Raw genomic sequence first — 21,461 nt, 5'->3', positions numbered from 1 at the left:
CGCCGCGTGGCGCGTGCGCCGAAGGTCAGTGCGCGGCTTGACGCTGTAGCCAGGCCACCGCGCCGCGCCCCGCACGCACGCCGCTGGCGAAGCACGCGGTGAGCAGGTAGCCACCGGTCGGCGCTTCCCAGTCGAGCATTTCGCCGGCGCAGAAGGTGCCGGGCAGCGCCCGTAGCATCAGCTGCGCATCCAGTGCTTCCAGGCGCACGCCGCCGGCGCTGCTGATCGCCTCGGCCAGCGGGCGCGGGCGCAGCAGGGTCAGCGGCAGGCGCTTGAGCGTGGCCGCGGCCAGCGCCGGATCCTGGCCGGCCTGCTTGCCCAGGATCTCGAACAGCAGCGCCGCCTTGACCCCGTCGATGCCGGCCTGGCGGCGCAGGTGCTCGCCGAAGCTGCGGCCGCCGCGCGGCTTGCCCAGTTCGGCCTGCAGCCGCGACAGGTCGCGGCCCGGTGCCAGGTCCAGCCACAACGTGGCCGGGCCGTGTGCGGCGATGGAATCGCGCAGATCCGCGGCCAGCGCATAGATCAGGCTGCCCTCGATGCCGTGCTCGCCGACCACGCACTCGCCCTGCAGCGACTGTGCCTGGCCCTGCACATCGTGCCAGTGCGCGACCACCGGCTTCAGCGGAGCACCCGCGTGGCGTTCGCGGAAATGCGCGCTCCAGTCCACGTCGAAGCCGCAGTTGGCCGGCTGCAGCGGCGCCACCTCCACGCCGCGCGCGCGCAGCGTGTCCTGCCAGGCGCCGTCGGAGCCGAGTTGCGGCCAGCTGCCGCCACCGAGCGCCAGCACGCAGGCATCGGCCTGCACGCGCTGCTCGCCGTCGGCGCCGGCGAAACGCAGCGCGCCGTCCGCGTCCCAGCCCAGCCAGCGCTGCTGCACGTGGAAGCGCACGCCGGCGTCCTTCAGCCGCCGCACCCAGCCGCGCAGCAGCGGTGCGGCCTTGCGGTCCAGCGGGAACACCCGGCCGGAGCTGCCCACATAGGTCTCCACGCCCTGCGCCTGCGCCCAGGCGCGCAGCGCGTCGGCATCGAAGTCGGCCAGCCACTCGCCGACCGCCGTCGCGCGCTCGCGATAGCGCGCGACGAAGCGCTCGAACGGATCGGAGTGGGTCAGGTTGAGGCCGCCCTTGCCGGCGATCAGGAACTTGCGTCCCACCGAGCCCTTGGCCTCGTATACATCGACCTCGGCACCGGCGGCGCGTGCGGTCTCGGCGGCGATCAGCCCGGCCGGGCCGCCGCCGACGATGGCGAGACGGCCGCGCACCGGTGCGGCCTGTTTGGCGGCGGGCATCGGCGCAGTCGGCTCAACGCGGCTGGACATCGAGCAGTTCGACCTCGAACACCAGCGAGGCGCCCGGCGGGATCACCCCGCCGGCGCCGCTGTCGCCGTAGCCGTAGTCCGACGGCAGCATCAGCAGGCGCTTGCCGCCCACGCGCATGCCGGCCACGCCCTCGTCCCAGCCGCGGATCACCTGGCCGGCGCCGAGCACGAAGCTGAAAGGCTGGCCGTGGTCGGCGGAGGCATCGAACTTCTCGCCGCGCTTGTCCTTGGCGTGCTCGTCGTACAGCCAGCCGGTGTAGTGCACGGTGACCCGGCTGCCGGGGCGGGCCTCGGCGCCGTCGCCGACGCGCTCGTCGGTGGCCTGGAACGCAGCGATGCTGCCGCCGGGCGGCGGACCCGGCGGGGTGCAGCCAATCAGCAGCCACGCCGGCAACGACAGGCTCAACAGCAGCAGGATTCGGCGCATGCGGGACGTCCACGGCGGGCAGGGCGTGCAAGGGTAGCGCATCGCCGCAGCGGCTATCATGCGGCGCATGGCCAAACTGCTGCTCAACCTGCGTCACGTGCCCGACGACGAACGCGCCGAGGTCTGCGCGCTGCTCGACGCCGCCGGCATCGGCTACTACGAAACCCGCGCCGGCACCTTCGGCATCTCCGCCGGTGGCATCTGGTTGCGCGAGGACGCCGAGCAGGCGCGGGCCAAGGCGCTGCTGGCCGAGTACCAGGCCCAGCGTGGCGAACGCGCCCGCGCCGACCGTGCCGCGGCGCTGCGCGACGGCAGCGCGGAGACCTTCGCCAGTCTGCTGCGGCAGCGCCCGCTGTTCGTGCTGGCGACGCTGCTGGGCATGCTGCTGGTCGCCTCGCTGGTGCTGCTGCCGTTCCTGCTGCTGCGCGGCTAGCGGCGACGCTGGCGATTGGGGGCATGCCTCGACGCGCTTCGCCGAAGCGCCGTGCGCGGGAGGCGCGGGCCGTGTTGCTGCAGCGGTCGGGTGGCGCAGGCTCTAAAATGCGCCGATGATCGCCAACACCGCCGCCTACCACTTCGTCGCCATCGCCGATCCCGACGCGCTCGCCGCGCAATTGCATGCCTGGGCGCAGGACGGCGACCTGCGCGGCACGGTGCTGGTGGCGGGCGAGGGCATCAACCTGTTCCTCGCCGGCGCGCCGGCGGCGATCGACGGCTTCTACGCGCAGCTGCGCGCCGACCCGCGCTTCGCCGATCTGCGCGTCAAGACCAGCCCCAGCGCGCAGCAGCCGTTCGCGCGGCTGAAGGTCAAGGTCAAGCCGGAGATCATCAGCTTCCGCCGCGACGCCGCCTCGCCGCTGGAGGCGGCGCGCGCGCCGGCGGTGGCGCCGGCCACCCTGCAGCGCTGGTTGCACCAGGGCCACGACGACGCCGGCCGGCGCGTGGTGCTGCTGGACACGCGCAATGCGCAGGAAGTGGTCTACGGCACTTTCGCGGGCGCGCTGACCCTGCCGATCGTCAAGTTCACCGAGCTGCCGGAAGCGCTGGCCCCGCATCGCGCGGCGCTGGCCGACGCCACCGTGGTCAGCTTCTGCACCGGCGGCATCCGCTGCGAGAAGGCCGCGCTGTGGATGCGCGCCGACGGCATGGACAACGTGCTGCAACTGGACGGCGGCATCCTCGGCTACTTCGAGGAGGTGGGCGGCGAAGGCTACGACGGCCGCTGCTTCGTCTTCGATGAGCGCGTGGCGCTGGATCCGCAGTTGCGGCCGCTGGTGGGCGGCTGATCGCCGCGGGATTGGGGAGTCGGGATTGGGGATTGGCAAAGGCGGGTTGCTGCCAGCTGATGCACGTGGCCCGTCAGGCGAAGCAGCAGCGGCTTTAACGAATCCCCAATCCCGACTCCCCAATCCCCACGCCGTCAGGCGTACCGCATCTTGCGCGTCATCCCGCCGTCGACCACGAACTCCTGGCCGGTGATGAAGCCGGCCTGCGCCGACAGCAGGTAGACCGCCAGCGTGCCGATGTCCGGCGGCTCACCGACCCGTCCGGCCGGGTGCTGCGCATGGTCCTGGCGCGACAGTCTGGGCGTGCGTCGTGCGTTCGGCTTGCGCCAGGCGTCGGTGGCGATCCAGCCGGGGCTGATGCAGTTGACCCGCACCGCCGGCCCGGCGCTGATCGCCAGCGCATGGGTGAAGGCCACCAGTCCGCCCTTGGACGCGGCGTAGGCCTCGGTGTCCGGTTCGGACTGCTGCGCGCGGGTGGAGGCGATGTTGACGATGGCGCCGCCGCCGCGGCTGTCGCGCAACGCCGGCAGGGCATGTTTGCTGCACAGGAACGCACCGCCCAGGCTCGCCCCGAGCCGCCGGTTCCATTCGCGCAGCGACAGTTGCTCCAGTGGGCCGGTATGCGGATCGGCGATGCCGGCGTTGTTGACCAGACCATCGATGCGGCCGAACCGCGCCAGCGCGGCATCGACGAAGCGGCGCACGCTCGCTTCGGCGGCCACGTCGACGCGACGGAACAGCAGGCGTTCTCCGACGTCCAGCTCGGCGACGCAGGCACGCCCGGCATCGGCATCGAGATCGCCGAACACGACGTTGCCGCCAGCCCCCAGCACTGCCTGCACCACACCGCGGCCGATGCCCTGCGCGCCGCCGGTGACCAGCACCACACGGTCGCGTAAGGGCAGGGCGGGGACAGGGGCGGGCGATGGGATCAGCGACATTGGGGCGACCGGGCGAGGGAGATTGTGTCAGCCTAGCCAGCGCGCTGTGCAACCCATGTGGTAACGGCGCTTGCGTTGATCTGACGATGCGAGGCTGCGCCCGTACCCTCATCCGCCCCTGCGGGGCACCTTCTCCCGGCGGGAGAAGGGAGAAGCCAAAGCCCCTCTCCCGCCGGGAGAGGGGTTGGGGTGAGGGTACGACCGCCAGCCAAGCATCCTGTCCACACCCACACCCACACCCACACCCACATCCACAGCCACATCCACAGCCACATCCACATCCACATCCACATCCACACCCAGCGCAAATCAGCGTTCCGGTCGCGCCCCCTGCAAGCGACGCCGCGCGCCCCCATCTCGTCGGCATCACCTGCAGGAACCTGCCGCACCATGATGCCGATCTCCATCCTCGACCTCGCCCCGGTCTGCGAAGGCAGCGACACCAGCGCCGCCTTCGCCAACATGCTGGACCTGGCCCAGCACGCCGAACGCTGGGGCTACCACCGCTACTGGCTGGCCGAGCACCACAACATGCCCGGCATCGCCAGCGCCGCCACCGCGGTGTTGATCGGGCACGTGGCCGGCGGCACCAGGCGCATCCGCGTCGGCGCCGGCGGCATCATGCTGCCCAACCACGCGCCGCTGCAGGTGGCCGAACAGTTCGGCACGCTGGCCTCGCTGTATCCCGGTCGCATCGACCTGGGCCTGGGCCGCGCACCCGGCACCGACCAGGCCACGGCACGCGCGTTGCGCCGTTATTTCGACAGTGCCGACCAGTTCCCGCACGACGTGGCCGAACTGCTGCGCTATTTCGAGCCGGCAGTCGACGGACAACTGGTGCGCGCCGTGCCCGGCGCCGGCATCGAGGTGCCGGTGTGGCTGCTCGGCTCCAGCCTGTTCAGCGCGCGACTGGCCGCGGCGATGGGCCTGCCGTTCGCCTTCGCCTCGCATTTCGCCCCGGACGCGATGGACGAGGCGCTGGCGGTGTATCGCCGCGAGTTCCGCGCTTCCACGCGCCTGCAGGCGCCATACGCGGTGCTCGCCCTCAACGTGGTGGCCGCCGCGTCCACGGCCGAGGCGCGGCGTCTGTTCACCACCCAGCAGCAGAGCTTCGTCAACCTGCGCCGCGGCCGCCCCGGACTGATTCCGCCGCCGATCGACGACATCGAGGCGTTCTGGGCGCCGCACGAGAAGCTGGGTGTGGAACGCGCCCTGGCCTGCACGGTGCTGGGCGATGCCGACGCGGTCGCACAGGGCCTGTCCGACTTCGTCGCGCGGCATCGCCCGGACGAGTTGCTGCTGACCGCCAACATCCACGATCATGCGGCGCGTTTGCGCTCGTTCCAACTGGCGTCGGACGCCTGGACACAGGTCGCCGCGGCCGCCTGATGCGCACATCTGCGCGCGTGTCTACACGCGCAGACGCGCGCGGGCGCTCATCAGCTCCATTTGTGTTGATGTGCATCACACCGTGCACCGCTTTCACGATGTCTTGATTTTCCCGGGTATGTCATCGTTTCGCGTCGCGCATCAGCGTGGCGCTCGGCCTGAGGACACGGCCGTACAACTGACGCGAACAGGGGGATCGGCAATGAACGCACAGCATCCGATGGCGCCGGTGCACGAATGTGGACTGGAGGCGGCCTTGCAACAGATGAACAAATGCCTGGAGCGCCTGCGCGTCCAGACGGCGGAGCGCCCGGCCAAGGGTGCGTCCGTGCGGCCGTCGCACATGCGCAACGTATTCGCCAGCGAGACGGAACTGTATCTGGTGAAGTAAGCGGGCAGCGGGCGCTCCACTGCCGCGTGCGGTCAGCGCAGCTTCTGCATCCACTCCCGGCCCAGGTCGACCACCTGGTCCGAGGCCAACCCCAGGCTCAGCGCCACGGCGATGCTGCCCAGCCATGACAGCAGCATCAGCCCGCCGTCCCGTTCCAGCAATGCCAGCGCGAACAGCAACAGCATCGCGCCGAAGGCGTAGTTGGTGAACGGGATCGGCAGCGACAGCAGGATCCCCAGCACGATCAGCAGCAGCCCACTGAAAGCGCGTGCCGGCAGGGTATCGACCAGCATCGGCAGGCGCGGCTTGAGCAGCCGGTCCAGGCGTCGCAGCCACGGCGCGATGCGGCCGACGAAGCGCTGCATGGTGCGGCGGCGCGGCCCGCGCTCGCCGATGAAGCGCGGCAGCCACGGCTTGCGCAGGCCGATCAGCATCTGTACGCCGATCAGCGTCACCAGCGGCCCGCTGATGCCGCCGGCCAGGCCCGGCACCGGCAGGAACGCCGGCAGGATCGCCACGAACAGGAACACGCCGAACGCGCTCTGCTGCAGGTCGGCGAGGATCAGCCGCAGCCGCAGGTGTTCGTCCGGGTCGCCGAGGACGAAGGTGTCGAGCAGGGTGCGGATGCCCTCGGCGCTGTAGCCGTGGTCGCGCTCGTGCGGCGCGCCGCCGGGTGCGTCACCCGGTGATGTCATCGCTATTCTCGTCCTGCAGCTTGCGCAGCAGCAGCTTGTCCACGCGCGCGCCGTCCAGGTCCACGATCTCGATGCGCCAGCCGGCCCAGTCGAAGAACTCGCCCGCGTGCGGGATGCGGCCGAAGTAGTAGATGCACAGGCCGGCCAGGGTGTTGTAGTCGCCTTCCTCGGCGCTGGGCAGCTCGGCGCCGCCCAGCAGCTCGCGCAGGTCCTCGATCGCCAGCGAACCGTCGATCAGCAGCGAGCCGTCGGCGCGGGTCACCACCAGCGCGTCCTCGTCGGCGTTGTCGGCCGACTGCAGGCGCCCGACCACCGCGCCCATCAAGTCGCTGATCGTCACCAGGCCCTGGATCTCGCCGTACTCGTCCACCACCAGCGCCATCGATTGCTGCTCCTCACGGAAGATCTCCAGCAGCTTCATCGCGTGGGTGGACTCGGACACGAACAAGGTGTCGCGCAGGCTCTGGAAGAGTTGAGTGGCATCGCCGTCCATGCGCGTGACCAGCGATTTCACCTCCAGCACGCCGGCGATGTCCTGGTCGCTGCCGCGGTACACCGGATAGCGCGAGAACTCGTGTTCGCGCATCACCTGCAGGTTGCGCTGCGGCTCGGCGTTGGCGTCGAGCCAGGCGATGCGGTTGCGCGGGGTCATCAGGCTGTCGGCGGTGCGGTCGCCCAGGCGCATGACCCGGTTCATCATGTCGCGCTCGTGCGCGTCGATCACGCCCGCCTCGTGGCTCTCGGCCACCAGCATGCGGATCTCCTCTTCGGTCACCGAGGCCGATTCCTCCTTGCCCAGGCCGAGCAGACGCAGCACCAGCCGGGTCGAGCGCGACAGCACCCAGACGAACGGCGCGGCGGCCTTGGCCAGCCAGCCCATGGGGATGGCGACGACGCCGGCGATGACCTCCGAACGGGTCAGGGCCAGGCGCTTGGGCACCAGTTCGCCGAAGATCAGCGTCAGGAAGGTGATCAGCACGATCGCCAGGGTCTTGCCGATCAGCGCCGACCACGGCTGCGGATCGCCGAACAGGGTGAAGTTGGCCGCCAGCGCCGGGAACAGCGCCTGCAGCTTGGCCGCGATCGCCACACCCATGGCCTCGCCGCCGAAGGTACCGGTCAGGATGCCGATGGCGGTGATGCCGATCTGCACGGTGGACAGGAAGTGCTCGGGGTTCTCGGCCAGCGCCAGGGCCTTGGCCGCGCGCGTGCTGGACTGGGCCATCTGCTTCAGCCGGCTCTTGCGCGAGGTCATCAGCGACATCTCGGACATCGCGAAGAAACCGTTGAGCAGGATGAGGGCTGCAACGATCAACAGTTCAAGCATGCGCGCGCTCCTTGGCGCCAAGGAAAGCGGGGACATGGGCGCCGTTGCGGCGCGGGGGAGGGGGTGTGGGGTGGTCGTCCATAGGGTGCGCCCGCGAAGGGCGCGGCGGCGATGGTAACAAACCCGGGCGGGGGCCGCGTCCACGCCGCGCCGACGTCGCCAGGGCCGGCCCGGGAGCCGCGACTACCCGCAGGTGTCAGCAAACAGTCATAATTCCGCCCCAGTGCCGTCCTTCCCGCGACGGCGGGAAGCGCGTTGCATGTTTTCGTTGCAGACCATCTTCGGTTCCGGCAAGCAGTTCTACACCCTGCTCGACGAGGCGGCGCAGGCCGCCTACGACAGCACCAAGGCCCTGCACGCGATGATGCGCGAGTCCGACCGGCAGCCGGCGCTGGACGGCTTCAAGCTGGCGCGCCTGCGCGAGCGCGCGGCCTCCGACAAGATCGGCCAGGCGCTGGTGGACAGCTTCATGACCCCGATCGAGCGCGAGGACATCGAGGCGCTGGGCTCGGCCCTGTACAAGATCCCCAAGCAGGTGGAGAAGTTCGCCGATCGCTATTCGCTGGCGATCCAGCACCTGGAGCACATCGATTTCGCGCCGCGCTCGGCGATGCTGGAGCAGGCCGCGGCGGTGGTGGTGGAGATGGTCCACGACCTGCGCCACATGAACCTGGACCGGATGAGCGCGCTCAACGACAAGCTGCGCTCGCTGGAGAACGAGGCCGACCGGCTGATGCTGGAGCTGTACCGCGACATCTACTCCGGGCGCCTGGACAACCTGCAGATGTTCCTGCTCAAGGAGTTCTTCGAAATCCTGGAGAAGGCCATCGACCGTTGCCGCGAGGCCGGCGTGGTGGTCTACCAGATCGTGCTGAAGAACTCCTGATGGACGCGCTGCGGAGTTGCTGCCTGCGCGGCCGTGGCGCCCTGCGCGCGCCGGCCGCCGCCGCCGCGTGCGTGGAGGCGCGCCGATGCTGACCCTGGTCCTGATCGTGATCCTGGCGGCGCTGGTGTTCGAATTCATCAACGGCTTCCACGACACCGCCAACTCGATCGCCACGGTGGTCGCCACCAAGGTGCTCAGCCCCGGCTGGGCGGTGATGCTGGCCGCGGCGATGAACCTGGTCGGCGCGCTGACCGGCACCGCCGTGGCGATGACCATCGCCTCCGGCCTGCTCAACACCGACGTGGTCGCGGTGACCCCGCAGGTGGTGCTGTGCGCGCTGCTCGGCGGCATCGTCTGGAACCTGATCACCTGGTGGAAGGGCCTGCCGTCCTCGTCCTCGCACGCGTTGATCGGCGGCCTGTGCGGCGCCGGCCTGGCCGCCGCGCACAACAACTGGGGCGCGCTGATCTGGTCGCAGAACCTCGGCGACTGGGCCAAGAACAAGGGCCTGCTGTGGAAGGTGTTCGTGCCGATGGTCACCTCGCCGATCGCCGGCTTCCTGCTCGGCATCGCGGTGATGCTGCTGCTGTGGGCGGCGATCGCCGGCCTGGCCAAGCTGGGCGGCCCGCTCGGGCGGCTGGCGCGGCCGCGCTGGGTCAATGCCTTCTTCGGCAAGGCGCAGATCGCCTCGGCCGCGTACATGGGCTATGCGCACGGCCACAACGACGCGCAGAAGACCATGGGCATCATCGCCATGACCCTGCTCGGCGCGCAGAGCACCGGCGCCCTGGACGACCTGCCGTCGTGGCTGGCGTTCCTGCATCCCGACGCCAGCCAGGGGCAGGGCATCGCCACCTGGATCGTGCTGACCTGCGCGGTGGTGATGGCCGCCGGCACCGCCTCCGGCGGCTGGAAGATCATCAAGACCCTGGGCCACAAGATGGTCAAGCTGCATCCGATCCACGGCTTCGCCGCGGAGACCAGCTCGGCCACGATCCTGACCCTGGCCGCGCACTTCGGCATGCCGGTGTCCACCACCCACAGCATCTCCACCGCGATCATGGGCGTGGGCTTCGCCAAGAACCCGCGCTCGCTGCGCTTCGGCGTCATCGAACGCATCGTCTGGGCCTGGATCCTGACGATCCCGGCCGCTGCCGGCGTGGCGTATCTGATTTTCCGCGGGTTTGCGCTGGCTGGGTGGGTGTGAGTGGGGCGGGGATTGGGGAGTCGGGAGTGGGGATTCGCTAAGGCGGGTTCCCGGCTAGCCTGATGTCCCGCGTTCGCCGCCGCACTCTAGCGGTGTAGACGAAGCCCATTCTTACTGGCTCGCGCTGCCAAGGTGCGACGTTTACGAATCCCCAATCCCACCAATCTCCAATCCCGGCTTCAGCACTGGGGATCCGCTTCTGCGAATCCCCACTCCCGAATGCCCAATCCCCGCTAGTTGGCCCGATACATCGCCATCACGTCCTGACGCAGCGCACGTTGGCTGTCGGCGCGGTTGTAGAACATGTGGCCGCCGGGGTAGTTCTTGACCTGCACGCGCGTGGGGTCGTTGCCCATCACCGGCATCTGGTCCACGGTCAGCACCGAGCCCATGAACGGGCACGACAGGTCGTTCCAGCCGTGCACGATCAGCACGCGCAGCTTCGGGTCGATCGCCACCGACTGGCGCAGCTCGGTCACCGAGCCCTTGCGCAGTTCGTCGTCCCAGTCCCACAGCCGGTTCACGTCGTAGTTCAGCGCCTGATAGCGGGCGTCGATCTTCCAGCCGACCACGCGGGTCACGAAATCGACCATCGCGGTGGTGGTGGGAGCGATGATGCTGTCCAGCAGCGGGTCGTTGGCGCGCTGCTCGGGGGCGTTGGGGAACGGGTCGAAGGCGGTGACGTTGGAGTCGTAGCGGCTGCCCAGTTCGCCCTTGTCGCGGAACACCTCGCGCAAGTAGGCCTGGGTCTCCAGGCGGCCGCCGGCGCGGCGCACGAAGGCCGGGTCCAGGCCGGTCATCGCGGTCACCTGCTGGATCATGCGGGTGGTGCCGGCCGGGTCGGAGCGCCCGCGCAGCAGCGCGGTGACGTAGTCGCCGCGGGTGTAGTCGATTACCTGGCGCATCGCTTCCGGGGTCAGCTTGCCCTCGCGTTCCAGGCGTGCGGCGGTGATCGACGGCAGGGTCAGCATCCACGGCAGCGGCGAGACGTCGCCGTTGTCGTCCAGGGTCGGGTTCAGATACGGCGAGACCAGGACCACGCCGTTCATCGCCACGCCGAGCTTGGTCTGCAGGTAGTGGGTGATGCGCGGGCCGCGGAAGCCGCCGTAGCTTTCGCCGACGAGGTATTTGCGCGACTGCAGGCGCTGGTTCTTCAGCAGCCAGTCGTAGATGGTGCGCGAGAGGTACTCGATGTCGGCCTGTGGGTTGTAGAACTGCTTCTTGGCCTGCTCGTCGGGCACGCGCGAGCGGCTGAAGCCGGTGCCGACCGGGTCGATGAACACCAGGTCGGTGAAGTCCAGCCAGGTGCCGGGGTTGTCGCGCAGCTGCGCCGGCGCCGAGGCGCTGTCGCCTTCGCTGCCGAACGCCACCACCTTCGGCCCGATCGCGCCCAGGTTGAGGTACACCGAGGCCGCGCCGGGGCCGCCGTTGAGCGCGAAGGTGACCGGACGGTCCTTGCCGTCCATGGTGTAGGCGGTATAGACCACGTCGGCGACGACCTTGCCCTGCTTGTCCTTCACCGGCAGCGTGCCGACCTTGACCGTGTAGCGCAGGGTACGGCCGTCGAGCTGGGTGGATTGGCTGGTCTGTGCGTCGGCCGGCAGCGGCGCCGGTTCGGCGGCGGCGGGCTTGTCGCCCTTGTCGGCATTGCCCGCATCGGCATCGGCGGCCAGCGCCGCGGTCATCGGCATCGCCGCCAGCAGCACGGCCAGCAGCACGGAAGGGAAGGTCGGCACGGGCGGTCGCTCGCAGGGAGGGAGCCGGCATGCTAGGCCGCGGCGTCGGCGCGGCGGATGTGCACAAAGCCATGGTCCGCAGTCCCGCGGCCGCGCCATGCCGGTTCATCGGCGCTGGCTACAATCGCCGGTCCGTCCCGTGTCCGGTCCGCTGCGCATGCTTGTCCTTCGTTTCCGCCTGCCGCTAAGCCTGTTCCTGGCGGCGTTGCTGGCCGGCTGCGCCAGCGTGCCATTGCCGCCGCCCGTGGCCGAGTCGCCGGCGGCGCACGATCCGCATGCCCACGATCGCCAGCGCCTGTGGCGGCTGCTGAGCACGCGCTGCCTGCCGCAGGCGCGCGCCGGCGCCGATCCGGCCCCTTGCAGCGAAGTGCATGCCGAGCCCGGCCAACGCTATGCCTTGATGAAGGACTTGCGCGGCGACTACCAGTACCTGCTGATTCCGACGGTGCCGGTGAGCGGGATCGAAGATCCGCGCGCCCGCGCCGCCGGCGCGCCGAACTGGCTGGACCTGGCCTGGCAGGCACGCAGCCGGGTCGAGCGGTTGCTGAACCGGCCGCTGCCGCGCGAGCTGACCAGCCTGACGATCAACCCGCCCTCGGCGCGGTCGCAGGACCAGTTGCATGTCCATATCGATTGCCTGGCCCCGCAGGTGCGCGACCAACTGCAGGCGATGCAGGCCTTGATCGGCCCGACCTGGGCGCCGCTGCCGCAGCCATTGCACGGCCACGCCTATCGGGCGATGCGCGTGGAGGGCGAAGAACTGGATGCGAATCCGCTGACCCTGCTGGCGCGCAGCTTGCCGCCGCAGCAGAGCATGGCGCACCAGACCCTGGCGGTGGTCGGCGCGGAGTTCAAGGGCCGCCCCGGCTTCGTGCTGCTGGCGGCCACCGCGCTTCCTGGCGATGGCGTTGGCGCGGAGGAACTGCAGGATCACGACTGCACGGGCGTGATGCCGGCGGCGCCTGCGCACGGCTGACGGCCCGGAAGGCAGTCGATCGCCAGACGGCCAGCGTGACGCACGAGGATGCCGGTGCGTAAGCCCGGCATGCTGTCGTCATCTGTCGTAGGAGCGGCTTCAGCCGCGACAGGGCTTTCCCGACAACGCCGGGTCGCGGCAGAAGCCGCCCCTACGACGGCAGCAAACAGCCGCGCGTGTATCGCCTCAGACCTCCAGCGACGCCAGGTCGCCCTTGGTCTCCAGCCACTGCTTGCGGTCGCCGGCGCGCTTCTTGGCCAGCAGCATGTCCATCAGCGAGCGGGTCTGGTCGCCGTCGTCCACGGTCAGCTGCACCAGGCGCCGGGTGTCCGGGTGGATGGTGGATTCGCGCAACTGCTGCGGATTCATCTCGCCCAGGCCCTTGAAGCGGGTGACGCTGACCTGGCCCTTGATCTTCTCGCGTTCGATCTTGTCCAGCAGCGAGCGCTTCTCTTCCTCGTCCAGCGCGTAGAACACCTGCTTGCCCACGTCCACGCGGAACAGCGGCGGCATCGCCACGAACACGTGGCCGGCGCGCACCAGGGCGGGGAAGTGGCGCAGGAACAGCGCGGTCAGCAGGGTCGCGATGTGCAGGCCGTCGGAGTCGGCGTCGGCCAGGATCACCACCTTGCCGTAGCGCAGGCCGTCGATCTCCTCCTTGCCCGGGTCGCAGCCGATCGCGATCGCCAGGTTGTGCACTTCCTCCGAGGCCAGCACGCTGCCGGAGGCCACTTCCCAGGTGTTGAGGATCTTGCCGCGCAGCGGCAGGATCGCCTGGAAATCCTTGTCGCGGGCCTGCTTGGCGCTGCCGCCCGCCGAGTCGCCCTCGACCAGGAAAAGTTCGGTGCGCGACAGATCCTGGCTGATGCAGTCGGCCAGTTTGCCCGGCAGCGCCGGACCCTGGGTGACCTTCTTGCGGACGATCTGCTTCTCGGTCTTCAGCCGCGCGCTGGCGCGGTCGATGGCGATCTGCGCGATGCGCGTGCCGGTCTCCACGTTCTGGTTCAGCCACAGGCTGAAGGCATCGTGCGCGGCGCCTTCGATGAAGCCGGCGGCCTGGCGCGAGGACAGGCGTTCCTTGGTCTGGCCGCTGAACTGCGGGTCGGTCATCTTCAGCGACAGCACGAACGCCACGCGGTCCCACACGTCTTCCGGCGCCAGCTTCACGCCGCGCGGCAGCAGGTTGCGGAAATCGCAGAACTCGCGCAGCGCGTCGGTGAGGCCGCTGCGCAGGCCGTTGACGTGGGTGCCGTGCTGCGCGGTGGGGATCAGGTTGACGTAGCTCTCCTGCACCAGCTCGCCTTCCACCACCCAGGCCACCGCCCAGTCGACGATCTCGCGGTCCTTCTTCAGGCTGCCGACGAACAGCTCGGCCGGCAGCAGCTCGCGCTCGGCCAGCTCGCCGCGCAGGTAGTCGCGCAGGCCGTCCTCGAAGTACCAGGTGTCCTGCTCGCCGGTGGCCTCGTCGTGCAGCTTGACGGTCAGGCCGGGGCACAGCACCGCCTTGGCGCGCAGCAGGTGGCGCAGCGCGCGCACCGCGAACTTCGGCGTGTCGAAATACTTCGGGTCCGGCCAGAAGCGCAGACGCGTGCCGGTGTTCTTCTTGCCGACGCTGCCGACGACTTCCAGCTTGGAGGCGGCGTGGCCGTCGGCGAAGGCCATGCGGTACTCGTTGCCTTCGCGCTTGATGAACAGTTCCACCCGATTGGACAGCGCATTGACCACGCTGACGCCGACGCCGTGCAGGCCGCCGCTGAAGGTGTAGTTGCGGTCGCTGAACTTGCCGCCGGCATGCAGCCGGGTCAGGATCAGTTCGACGCCGGAGATCTTCTCTTCCGGGTGGATGTCCACCGGCATGCCGCGGCCGTCGTCGGACACCTCGCAACTGCCGTCCTTGTACAGCGTCACCTCGATGTGCCGGGCATGGCCGGCCAGCGCCTCGTCCACGGCGTTGTCGATGACTTCCTGGGCCAGATGGTTTGGCCGAGCGGTGTCGGTGTACATGCCGGGCCGGCGCTTGACCGGGTCCAGGCCAGAGAGAACTTCGATGTCGGCAGCGTTGTAGCGGGTATTCATGCGTCTCAGCAGGTGGCGCGAAGCAGATCCGGAAGTGTGCGGTCTGCGGCGGTTTTTTGCACGTCGCCGGTGTTCAGGGCAGGTGCGGCGGCGTCGCGCTACGCTGACCCTGGAAAAACCGCGACGTCGCCCACATCTTCGTCGCACGTCCCAAAGGAGTCCGCCATGAACGTTCGCAAGCTGTTGACCCTGGCCGCCCTGGTCGCCGCCGCGGTGGCCGTGCCGGTCGCGATGGCCCAGGCGCAGAGCGCCGATCCGGCCGCCTCCGGTGCCGCCGCCTATGAGGCGCAGGTCGCCAAGGAAAAGGCCGAGGCCGATGCCAAGGCCAAGCGCCGCGCCGCCGCGGCCGCCGAGCACAAGGCCGGCAAGGATGCGGCCGCGCCGAAGAAGGAAGAGGAAGAGGAAGCGCGCAAGCCTTAAGCTTTCGCGCGGTTTCCTGCACACGACGCCCCGGTCGCCCGGGGCGTCGCTTTTTTGTGGGGCGGCTGTTGCGCGAAAGCGCTTGGGCAAATCCGCTTCACCCGTTAAACTATGGCTTTCCGGGAGGCCTTTGAGCCATGACCCCCCTGATCTTCGTTACCGGCGGCGTAGTGTCCTCGCTTGGCAAGGGCATCGCGGCCGCTTCGCTTGCGTCCATTCTCGAAGCACGTGGCCTGTCGGTCACGATGATGAAGCTGGACCCCTACATCAACGTCGACCCGGGCACGATGAGCCCGTTCCAGCACGGCGAGGTGTACGTCACCGACGACGGCGCCGAGACCGACCTTGACCTGGGGCATTACGAGCGCTTCGTGCGCACGCGCCTGTCGCGCAAGAATTCGGTCACCACCGGGCGCATCTACGAGAACGTGATCCGCAAGGAGCGCCGCGGCGACTACCTCGGCGCCACCGTGCAGGTGATTCCGCACATCACCGACGAGATCCGTCGCTGCGTGGATGAAGCCACCGCCGGCTACGACGTGGCCCTGGTCGAGATCGGCGGCACCGTCGGCGACATCGAGTCGCTGCCGTTCCTGGAGGCGATCCGCCAGGTGCGCACCGAGCGCGGCGCCGAGAAAGCCATGTTCATGCACCTGACCCTGGTGCCGTACATCGCCGCGGCCGGCGAGCTGAAGACCAAGCCGACCCAGCATTCGGTCAAGGAACTGCGCTCGATCGGCATCCAGCCGGACGTGCTGCTGTGCCGCTCGGAGCAGGCGATCCCGGATTCGGAGCGGCGCAAGATCGCGCTGTTCACCAACGTCTCCGAGCGCGCGGTGATCAGCGCCGCCGACATCGACGTGCTCTACGGCATGCCGCTGGAATTGCACCGGCAGGGCCTGGACGAGATCGTCATCGACCAGTTCAAGCTGCGCGACAAGGTCGGCGCGGCCAACCTGTCGGAGTGGGAGGCGGTGGTCGACGCGATCAAGCATCCGCTCGACGAGGTCACCATCGCCGTGGTCGGCAAGTACGTCGACCACCAGGACGCGTACAAGTCGGTCGGCGAGGCGCTCAAGCACGGCGGCCTGCGCCAGCGCACCAAGGTCAACCTGAAGTGGCTGGAAGCGCAAGACCTGGAAGGCAGCGACATGGCGGCCCTGGCCGACGTGGACGGCATCCTGGTGCCGGGCGGCTTCGGCGACCGCGGTTTCGAAGGCAAGGTGCTGACCTCGCGCTACGCACGCCAGCACGGCGTGCCGTACTTCGGCATCTGCTATGGCATGCAGGCTGCGGTGGTCGACTATGCGCGGCATGTCGCCGGGCTGGACGCGGCCAACAGCACCGAGAACGACCGGCAGTCGCCGTACCCGGTGATCGGCCTGATCACCGAATGGCGCACCGCCACTGGCGATGTCGAGAAGCGCGACGAGAAGTCCGATCTCGGCGGCACCATGCGCCTGGGCCTGCAGGAGCAGCGGCTCAAGCCGGGCACGCTGGCGCGCGAGCTGTACGGCAAGGACGTGGTCGCCGAGCGCCATCGCCACCGCTACGAGTTCAACAACCGCTACCGCACCCAGCTTGAGGACGCCGGCCTGGTGATTGCCGCCAAGTCGATGGACGACACCCTGGTGGAGATGGTGGAGTTGCCGCGCGAGACGCATCCGTGGTTCCTGGCCTGCCAGGCGCACCCGGAATTCCTGTCCACGCCGCGCGACGGCCATCCGTTGTTCATCGGCTTCGTACGCGCCGCGCGCGAGCGCAAGGCGGGCGGCAAGCTGCTGAAGGAAGCGCGCGCGTAAGTTCCTTCTCCCTTCGGGACCATGGCCCCCTTTTTGGGGGAAGGTGGCGCGAAGCGCCGGATGAGGGTACGGGGCGAAGCCTTGCGAACTTGAATTCCCTAGGCTTCGCCCGGACCCTCACCCCAACCCCTCTCCCGGCGGGAGAGGGGCTTGATCCATGAGGCTTCGCCGGACCCTCACCCCAACCCCTCTCCCGGCGGGAGAGGGGATTGATTCCATGAGGCTTCGCCCGGACCCTCACCCCCGACCCCTCTCCCGGTGGGAGAGGGGAGTAACCTCGCCAAAAATCTCGTGCCCGAACGGTGCGGGGCTCAACCGATAGGTGATTCAATGAAACTGTGTGGCTTCGACGTCGGCCTGGACCAGCCGCTGTTCCTGATCGCCGGCCCGTGCGTGATCGAGTCGATGCAGCTGCAGCTCGACGTCGCCGGCAGGCTCAAGGAGATCACCGGCCGGCTGGGCATCAACTTCATCTTCAAGTCCAGCTTCGACAAGGCCAACCGCACCTCCGGCACCAGCTTCCGCGGCCCCGGCCTGGAGGAAGGGCTGAAGGTGCTGGAGGCGGTGAAGACCCAGATCGGCGTGCCGGTGCTGACCGACGTGCACGAGTACACGCCGATGCACGAGGTGGCGGCGGTGGTGGACGTGCTGCAGACCCCGGCGTTCCTGGTGCGGCAGACCGATTTCATCAAGAACGTGTGCGCCGCCGGCAAGCCGGTCAACATCAAGAAGGGCCAGTTCCTGTCGCCGTGGGACATGAAGCCGGTGGTGGAGAAGGCCAAGTCCACCGGCAACGAGCAGATCATGGTCTGCGAGCGCGGCGCGAGCTTCGGCTACAACAACCTGGTCAGCGACATGCGCTCGCTGAGCGTGATGCGCGAGACCGGCTGCCCGGTGGTGTTCGATGCCACCCATTCGGTGCAGCTGCCGGGCGGGCAGGGCGGCAGTTCCGGCGGCCAGCGCGAGTTCGTGCCGGTGCTGGCGCGCGCGGCGGTGGCCGTGGGCGTGGCCGGCGTGTTCGCCGAGACCCATCCGGACCCGTCCAAGGCACTGTCCGACGGCCCCAATGCGTGGCCGCTGGAGCAGATGGAAGCGTTGCTGGAAACGCTGATGGAACTGGACGCGGTGACCAAGAAGCACGGCTTCTCGCGCTTCGCATGAGGCGCGGGCTGCAGTCGCGGTATCCGTTCGCTTGCTGGCGGGTCGCGTCCTGCCGGGCGTCTGCCTGCGCTCCTGGGCAAGGGCGATGAACCCGCCTGACCAGGTTCGCGTCCGTTCCTGGGGGCGGTGCGCGCTGCTGCTGGCGCTGCTGGCCTGGGCGGCGCTGGGCGTGGTGTTGCTTGCTTTCGCGCGCGCCAATGGTGCGCCCGGCGATGGCAATCACGGCATCCTGGCGATGCAGCCCTGGATCTTGGGCGGTTTGCTGGTGCTGGCGGTGTCTGCGCTGGGCGCGCTGATCGCGGCTGTGCAGGGTTGGGGGGCGCGCCGCGACCGCCTCCCCGCGGGCATCGCCGCTGGCCTGGTGCTGGTGCTGCTGGTCCTGATCGTGCGGTTTCTCTTCGGAATGTAATGGATTCGGGCCTTGGCCCCGATCCCCGATCTCCCTGGCAGGACGCTGGATTCGACACTGGATGCCCTTGCCATGCGGTGCCTCGCCCGAGGCGGGATTTGGCAAGGAACGGGCGGCCAGGGATAATCAGCCGGCATTCGTTTCCGCCCCCTCTTCCTACAGGTAACCGGCCCGCCCATGAGTACGATCCGCAGCATCCACGCCCGTGAAATCCTCGACAGCCGCGGCAATCCCACGCTGGAAGCCGATGTCATCCTGGAGGACGGTTCGTTCGGTCGTGCCGCGGTGCCCTCGGGCGCGTCCACCGGCACCAAGGAAGCGGTCGAGCTGCGCGACGGCGACAAGACCCGCTACCTGGGCAAGGGCGTGCGCAAGGCGGTGGAGAACGTCAACACCACCATCGCCAGCGCGCTGAAAGGCTTCGACGCCGCCGACCAGCAGGGCCTGGACCGCCGCCTGATCGACCTGGATGGCACGGAGAACAAGGGCCGCCTGGGCGCCAACGCGCTGCTCGGCGTCTCGCTGGCCAATGCGCATGCCATTGCCGCCTCGCGCAAGCAGCCGCTGTGGCAGTCGCTGGCCGCGGGCAACACCGCGAACCTGGCGCTGCCGGTGCCGATGATGAACATCATCAACGGCGGCGCGCATGCCGACAACAACGTCGATTTCCAGGAGTTCATGGTGCTGCCGGTCGGCGCCGCCTCGTTCTCCGAGGCGCTGCGCGCCGGCACCGAGATCTTCCACGCGCTGAAGTCGGTGCTGAAAGGCCACGGCCTGTCCACCGCGGTCGGCGACGAGGGCGGCTTCGCCCCGGACTTCCGCAGCAACGTGGAAGCGCTGGACACCATCCTGGAAGCGATCGGCAAGGCCGGCTACACCGCAGGCGAGGACGTGCTGCTGGGCCTGGACGTGGCCTCCAGCGAGTTCTACGACAACGGCAAGTACCACCTGGTGGGCGAGGGCAAGCGCCTGACCAGCGAGCAGTTCGTCGACTTCCTCGCCGACTGGGCCGCGCAGTATCCGATCGTCAGCATCGAGGACGGCCTGGCCGAGGACGACTGGGCCGGCTGGAAGCTGCTCACCGACCGCATCGGCAGCAAGGTGCAGCTGGTCGGCGACGACCTGTTCGTGACCAACCCGAAGATCTTCAAGCAGGGCATCGAGTCCGGCACCGCCAACGCGATCCTGATCAAGGTCAACCAGATCGGCACCCTGACCGAGACCCTGGAAGCCATCGCCATGGCCGACAAGGCCGGCTACGCGGCGATCGTCTCGCACCGTTCCGGCGAGACCGAGGACACCACCATCGCCGACATCGCCGTGGCCACCACCGCCACCCAGATCAAGACCGGTTCGCTGTGCCGCAGCGATCGCGTGGCCAAGTACAACCAGCTGCTGCGCATCGAGGAAGCGCTCGGCAGCGCCGCGCGCTACGCCGGGCGCGACGCGTTCGTCTCGCTCAAGCGATAAGCCGTGCGCAACTGGCGCTGGCTGCTGCTGGTGCTGGCGGGACTGCTGGCGTGGCTGCAGTACCGTTTCTGGCTCGGCCCGGGCAATTCCGGCGAAGTGCTGGTGCTCGAAAGCCAGGTCGAGCACCAGAAGCGCGACAACGAAGGACTGCAGCAACGCAACGCCGCGCTCGCCGCCGAGGTCAAGGACCTCAAGGACGGCGAGGCGGCGATCGAGGAGCGCGCGCGTAGCGAACTGGGCATGATCAAACCGGGCGAGAAGTTCTACCGCGTGGTCGAGAACGCGCCGGTGTCGACCGCGCCGGCCGGTACGGCAGCCGGCGCGCAGCCGGCGCCTGTGACGCCGGCGCCGGGCGAGCAGCCCTGATGGCCACCGTCTGGGCCGTGGTCCCGGCGGCTGGCCGCGGCACCCGTTTCGGCGGCACCATGCCCAAGCAGTACCTGCAGGCGGGCGGGCGTCCGTTGCTGGCGCATGCCTTGGAAGCGCTGCTGGCGCATCCGGCGGTGGCCGGGGCGATGGTCGCGCTGGGCGCGGACGATGCGCAGTGGCCGGGCTGGACCGAACTGGCCGGCAAGCCGGTCCTGACCTGCCTGGGAGCCGGCAGCCGTGCCGGCTCGGTGCTGGCCGCGTTGCACGCCTTGCCGGAGTCGGTGAAGGCGGACGACTTCGTGCTGGTGCACGATGCGGCGCGGCCGAACCTGGCGCTGGCCGACCTGGACCGGCTGCTGGAGGCGGGGCGCGGCGATCCGGTCGGCGCGATCCTGGCCGCGCCGGTGCGCGACACGCTCAAGCGCGCCGGCGACGACGGCGGCATCGACGGCACCGAACCGCGCGAGCGCCTGTGGCGCGCGCTGACCCCGCAACTGTTCCGGCGCATGCAGCTGAGCCGGGCCCTGGAGCAGGCGGCCGCGGCCGGCGTCGAGGTCACCGACGACGCGATGGCGATGGAGTTGCTGGGGCTGCGGCCGCTGCTGGTCGAGGGCGCCGAAGACAATTTCAAGGTCACCACGCCGGCCGACCTGGCGCGTTTCGAGTTCGAACTGTTCCAGCGGCAGGGCGGCTGATGCGGTTCGAGGACGCGGTGGCGCACGCCTGGCTGCAGCAGGCCGCGAACGCTGCGATCGTGGTCGATGGCGACGACATCCAGCACGAGGCCAATGCCAACCTGTGGGCGTTCTCGCCACGCGAGGACCGCGCCGCGGGCATCGACGTGGCGAGCGTGGCGCGGTTCGTGGAGGCGGCCGCCGACGATCGCCAGGTCACGCTGCGCGCGCAGGCGGCGCCGGCGATGATCTTCTACTGCTGGCACGATGGCCAGGCGCGGCAGTTGCGCTTCAGCCTGGTGTCGTCGGCGCACGGCGGTCTGCCGTTCCGCGTGCCGACACGGCACACGCCGCTGCCGGCGCTGGTCGAACGCATCGTCCATGACGACTGGCTCAACCCGCAGTGGGGCGCAGCGGACGAAGAAGAGGCCATGCCGGCGTCCGAGCCGCTCCCGGTTTACCTGCGCATGCTGCACCCCGGCGTCTGACCGCCGGACGGCG

22 protein-coding genes are annotated in these 21,461 nt (G+C 69.4%); 15 read left to right on the top strand and 7 right to left on the bottom strand.

All coding sequences use genetic code 11. From position 1 onward, the window contains the following. Nucleotides 1-25: 25 nt before the first annotated feature. The gene (locus tag AC1PMG_RS12620) at nt 26-1,288 is read right to left on the bottom strand and encodes a TIGR03862 family flavoprotein (RefSeq protein ID WP_481111667.1); all 1,263 of its coding nucleotides are present in this window, start codon (nt 1,286-1,288) and stop codon (nt 26-28) included. A gap of 13 nt (nt 1,289-1,301) precedes the next feature. Continuing rightward, nucleotides 1,302-1,745, bottom strand: coding sequence for an FKBP-type peptidyl-prolyl cis-trans isomerase (locus AC1PMG_RS12615; RefSeq protein ID WP_017911084.1), 444 nt, complete (start codon nt 1,743-1,745; stop codon nt 1,302-1,304). Between the two features lie 67 nt (nt 1,746-1,812). On the opposite strand from AC1PMG_RS12615, the gene AC1PMG_RS12610 reads away from it, so the two are divergent. Together AC1PMG_RS12610 and AC1PMG_RS12605 are read left to right on the top strand one after the other, a co-directional pair. Next, entirely contained in the window at nt 1,813-2,178 is a 366-nt protein-coding gene (locus AC1PMG_RS12610) for a DUF6164 family protein (protein ID WP_481109110.1), read from the top strand. A gap of 115 nt (nt 2,179-2,293) precedes the next feature. Then, nucleotides 2,294-3,031 carry a sulfurtransferase gene (locus tag AC1PMG_RS12605; RefSeq protein ID WP_481109109.1) on the top strand — a complete coding sequence of 246 codons (738 nt, stop codon included), beginning with the start codon at nt 2,294-2,296 and terminating at the stop codon, nt 3,029-3,031. A 134-nt stretch (nt 3,032-3,165) separates the two neighbouring features. Here the strand turns inward: AC1PMG_RS12605 and AC1PMG_RS12600 are convergent, their stop codons facing one another. Further along, nucleotides 3,166-3,972, bottom strand: a complete 807-nt coding sequence (locus AC1PMG_RS12600) for a glucose 1-dehydrogenase (RefSeq protein WP_481109108.1) — start codon at nt 3,970-3,972, stop codon at nt 3,166-3,168. Nucleotides 3,973-4,362: 390 nt separating this feature from the next. On the opposite strand from AC1PMG_RS12600, the gene AC1PMG_RS12595 reads away from it, so the two are divergent. Both AC1PMG_RS12595 and AC1PMG_RS12590 read left to right on the top strand, forming a co-directional pair. Continuing rightward, nucleotides 4,363-5,361, top strand: coding sequence for an LLM class flavin-dependent oxidoreductase (locus tag AC1PMG_RS12595; RefSeq protein WP_295862161.1), 999 nt, complete (start codon nt 4,363-4,365; stop codon nt 5,359-5,361). A 202-nt stretch (nt 5,362-5,563) separates the two neighbouring features. Further along, nucleotides 5,564-5,752, top strand: coding sequence for a hypothetical protein (locus AC1PMG_RS12590; RefSeq protein ID WP_481109107.1), 189 nt, complete (start codon nt 5,564-5,566; stop codon nt 5,750-5,752). Nucleotides 5,753-5,784: 32 nt separating this feature from the next. On the opposite strand, the gene AC1PMG_RS12585 is transcribed toward AC1PMG_RS12590, so the two are convergent. Continuing rightward, nucleotides 5,785-6,447 carry an exopolysaccharide biosynthesis protein gene (locus tag AC1PMG_RS12585; protein ID WP_342073490.1) on the bottom strand — a complete coding sequence of 221 codons (663 nt, stop codon included), beginning with the start codon at nt 6,445-6,447 and terminating at the stop codon, nt 5,785-5,787. Next, complete coding sequence (locus tag AC1PMG_RS12580; protein ID WP_267084274.1) at nt 6,431-7,774, bottom strand: hemolysin family protein; 1,344 nt, start codon at nt 7,772-7,774, stop codon at nt 6,431-6,433. The genes AC1PMG_RS12585 and AC1PMG_RS12580 overlap by 17 nt, the downstream gene beginning before the upstream one ends. A 259-nt stretch (nt 7,775-8,033) precedes the next feature. On the opposite strand from AC1PMG_RS12580, the gene AC1PMG_RS12575 reads away from it, so the two are divergent. Beyond that, nucleotides 8,034-8,660 (top strand): DUF47 domain-containing protein, encoded by a 627-nt coding sequence (locus AC1PMG_RS12575; protein ID WP_017911076.1) that lies wholly within the window; start codon nt 8,034-8,036, stop codon nt 8,658-8,660. 85 nt (nt 8,661-8,745) lie between these two features. Continuing rightward, on the top strand, nt 8,746-9,867 hold the full coding sequence (locus AC1PMG_RS12570) for an inorganic phosphate transporter (protein WP_481109106.1): 1,122 nt from the start codon (nt 8,746-8,748) through the stop codon (nt 9,865-9,867). A 233-nt stretch (nt 9,868-10,100) separates the two neighbouring features. On the opposite strand, the gene AC1PMG_RS12565 is transcribed toward AC1PMG_RS12570, so the two are convergent. Further along, entirely contained in the window at nt 10,101-11,558 is a 1,458-nt protein-coding gene (locus AC1PMG_RS12565; protein ID WP_407136985.1) for a S10 family peptidase, read from the bottom strand. A 202-nt stretch (nt 11,559-11,760) separates the two neighbouring features. On the opposite strand from AC1PMG_RS12565, the gene AC1PMG_RS12560 reads away from it, so the two are divergent. After that, nucleotides 11,761-12,579, top strand: coding sequence for a CDP-diacylglycerol diphosphatase (locus tag AC1PMG_RS12560; RefSeq protein WP_481109105.1), 819 nt, complete (start codon nt 11,761-11,763; stop codon nt 12,577-12,579). A gap of 186 nt (nt 12,580-12,765) precedes the next feature. Here the strand turns inward: AC1PMG_RS12560 and parE are convergent, their stop codons facing one another. Further along, nucleotides 12,766-14,655 (bottom strand): DNA topoisomerase IV subunit B, encoded by a 1,890-nt coding sequence (gene parE / locus AC1PMG_RS12555; protein WP_481109104.1) that lies wholly within the window; start codon nt 14,653-14,655, stop codon nt 12,766-12,768. Nucleotides 14,656-14,820: 165 nt separating this feature from the next. Between parE and AC1PMG_RS12550 the strand changes: the two genes are divergently transcribed. The 8 genes from AC1PMG_RS12550 to AC1PMG_RS12515 all read left to right on the top strand — a co-directional run bounded on the left by AC1PMG_RS12550 (nt 14,821) and on the right by AC1PMG_RS12515 (nt 21,448). Continuing rightward, on the top strand, nt 14,821-15,075 hold the full coding sequence (locus AC1PMG_RS12550) for a hypothetical protein (protein ID WP_010343426.1): 255 nt from the start codon (nt 14,821-14,823) through the stop codon (nt 15,073-15,075). Nucleotides 15,076-15,212: 137 nt separating this feature from the next. Further along, nucleotides 15,213-16,877, top strand: coding sequence for a CTP synthase (locus AC1PMG_RS12545; protein ID WP_017912623.1), 1,665 nt, complete (start codon nt 15,213-15,215; stop codon nt 16,875-16,877). A 330-nt stretch (nt 16,878-17,207) separates the two neighbouring features. Further along, nucleotides 17,208-18,038, top strand: coding sequence for a 3-deoxy-8-phosphooctulonate synthase (gene kdsA, locus AC1PMG_RS12540; RefSeq protein ID WP_481109103.1), 831 nt, complete (start codon nt 17,208-17,210; stop codon nt 18,036-18,038). An 85-nt stretch (nt 18,039-18,123) separates the two neighbouring features. After that, entirely contained in the window at nt 18,124-18,447 is a 324-nt protein-coding gene (locus AC1PMG_RS12535; protein WP_481109102.1) for a hypothetical protein, read from the top strand. Between the two features lie 177 nt (nt 18,448-18,624). Continuing rightward, the gene (gene eno / locus AC1PMG_RS12530) at nt 18,625-19,917 is read left to right on the top strand and encodes a phosphopyruvate hydratase (protein WP_043095786.1); all 1,293 of its coding nucleotides are present in this window, start codon (nt 18,625-18,627) and stop codon (nt 19,915-19,917) included. A 3-nt stretch (nt 19,918-19,920) separates the two neighbouring features. Continuing rightward, a complete protein-coding gene (gene ftsB, locus AC1PMG_RS12525; RefSeq protein WP_043095785.1) occupies nt 19,921-20,283 on the top strand; it encodes a cell division protein FtsB in 363 nt (120 codons plus the stop codon). Next, nucleotides 20,283-20,981 (top strand): 2-C-methyl-D-erythritol 4-phosphate cytidylyltransferase, encoded by a 699-nt coding sequence (gene ispD, locus AC1PMG_RS12520; protein WP_481109101.1) that lies wholly within the window; start codon nt 20,283-20,285, stop codon nt 20,979-20,981. The genes ftsB and ispD overlap by 1 nt, the downstream gene beginning before the upstream one ends. Next, the gene (locus AC1PMG_RS12515; RefSeq protein ID WP_481109100.1) at nt 20,981-21,448 is read left to right on the top strand and encodes a hypothetical protein; all 468 of its coding nucleotides are present in this window, start codon (nt 20,981-20,983) and stop codon (nt 21,446-21,448) included. Before ispD ends, AC1PMG_RS12515 begins: the two co-directional genes overlap by 1 nt. Nucleotides 21,449-21,461: the final 13 nt, after the last annotated feature.

It is taken from the genome of Xanthomonas sp. NCPPB 2250 (assembly GCF_056725265.1).
Note: the sequence above shows the minus strand (reverse complement) of the source record. Positions and strands in the feature narration are given on the sequence as shown.

Bases quoted from the DNA above. Each gene is read 5' to 3' on its own strand.
- AC1PMG_RS12620 (WP_481111667.1), bottom strand. From the start codon at position 1,288: ATGCCCGCCGCCAAACAGGCCGCACCGGTGCGCGGCCGTCTCGCCATC.
- AC1PMG_RS12615 (WP_017911084.1), bottom strand. From the start codon at position 1,745: ATGCGCCGAATCCTGCTGCTGTTGAGCCTGTCGTTGCCGGCGTGGCTG.
- AC1PMG_RS12610 (WP_481109110.1), top strand. From the start codon at position 1,813: ATGGCCAAACTGCTGCTCAACCTGCGTCACGTGCCCGACGACGAACGC.
- AC1PMG_RS12605 (WP_481109109.1), top strand. From the start codon at position 2,294: ATGATCGCCAACACCGCCGCCTACCACTTCGTCGCCATCGCCGATCCC.
- AC1PMG_RS12600 (WP_481109108.1), bottom strand. From the start codon at position 3,972: ATGTCGCTGATCCCATCGCCCGCCCCTGTCCCCGCCCTGCCCTTACGC.
- AC1PMG_RS12595 (WP_295862161.1), top strand. From the start codon at position 4,363: ATGATGCCGATCTCCATCCTCGACCTCGCCCCGGTCTGCGAAGGCAGC.
- AC1PMG_RS12590 (WP_481109107.1), top strand. From the start codon at position 5,564: ATGAACGCACAGCATCCGATGGCGCCGGTGCACGAATGTGGACTGGAG.
- AC1PMG_RS12585 (WP_342073490.1), bottom strand. From the start codon at position 6,447: ATGACATCACCGGGTGACGCACCCGGCGGCGCGCCGCACGAGCGCGAC.
- AC1PMG_RS12580 (WP_267084274.1), bottom strand. From the start codon at position 7,774: ATGCTTGAACTGTTGATCGTTGCAGCCCTCATCCTGCTCAACGGTTTC.
- AC1PMG_RS12575 (WP_017911076.1), top strand. From the start codon at position 8,034: ATGTTTTCGTTGCAGACCATCTTCGGTTCCGGCAAGCAGTTCTACACC.
- AC1PMG_RS12570 (WP_481109106.1), top strand. From the start codon at position 8,746: ATGCTGACCCTGGTCCTGATCGTGATCCTGGCGGCGCTGGTGTTCGAA.
- AC1PMG_RS12565 (WP_407136985.1), bottom strand. From the start codon at position 11,558: ATGCCGATGACCGCGGCGCTGGCCGCCGATGCCGATGCGGGCAATGCC.
- AC1PMG_RS12560 (WP_481109105.1), top strand. From the start codon at position 11,761: ATGCTTGTCCTTCGTTTCCGCCTGCCGCTAAGCCTGTTCCTGGCGGCG.
- parE (WP_481109104.1), bottom strand. From the start codon at position 14,655: ATGAATACCCGCTACAACGCTGCCGACATCGAAGTTCTCTCTGGCCTG.
- AC1PMG_RS12550 (WP_010343426.1), top strand. From the start codon at position 14,821: ATGAACGTTCGCAAGCTGTTGACCCTGGCCGCCCTGGTCGCCGCCGCG.
- AC1PMG_RS12545 (WP_017912623.1), top strand. From the start codon at position 15,213: ATGACCCCCCTGATCTTCGTTACCGGCGGCGTAGTGTCCTCGCTTGGC.
- kdsA (WP_481109103.1), top strand. From the start codon at position 17,208: ATGAAACTGTGTGGCTTCGACGTCGGCCTGGACCAGCCGCTGTTCCTG.
- AC1PMG_RS12535 (WP_481109102.1), top strand. From the start codon at position 18,124: ATGAACCCGCCTGACCAGGTTCGCGTCCGTTCCTGGGGGCGGTGCGCG.
- eno (WP_043095786.1), top strand. From the start codon at position 18,625: ATGAGTACGATCCGCAGCATCCACGCCCGTGAAATCCTCGACAGCCGC.
- ispD (WP_481109101.1), top strand. From the start codon at position 20,283: ATGGCCACCGTCTGGGCCGTGGTCCCGGCGGCTGGCCGCGGCACCCGT.
- AC1PMG_RS12515 (WP_481109100.1), top strand. From the start codon at position 20,981: ATGCGGTTCGAGGACGCGGTGGCGCACGCCTGGCTGCAGCAGGCCGCG.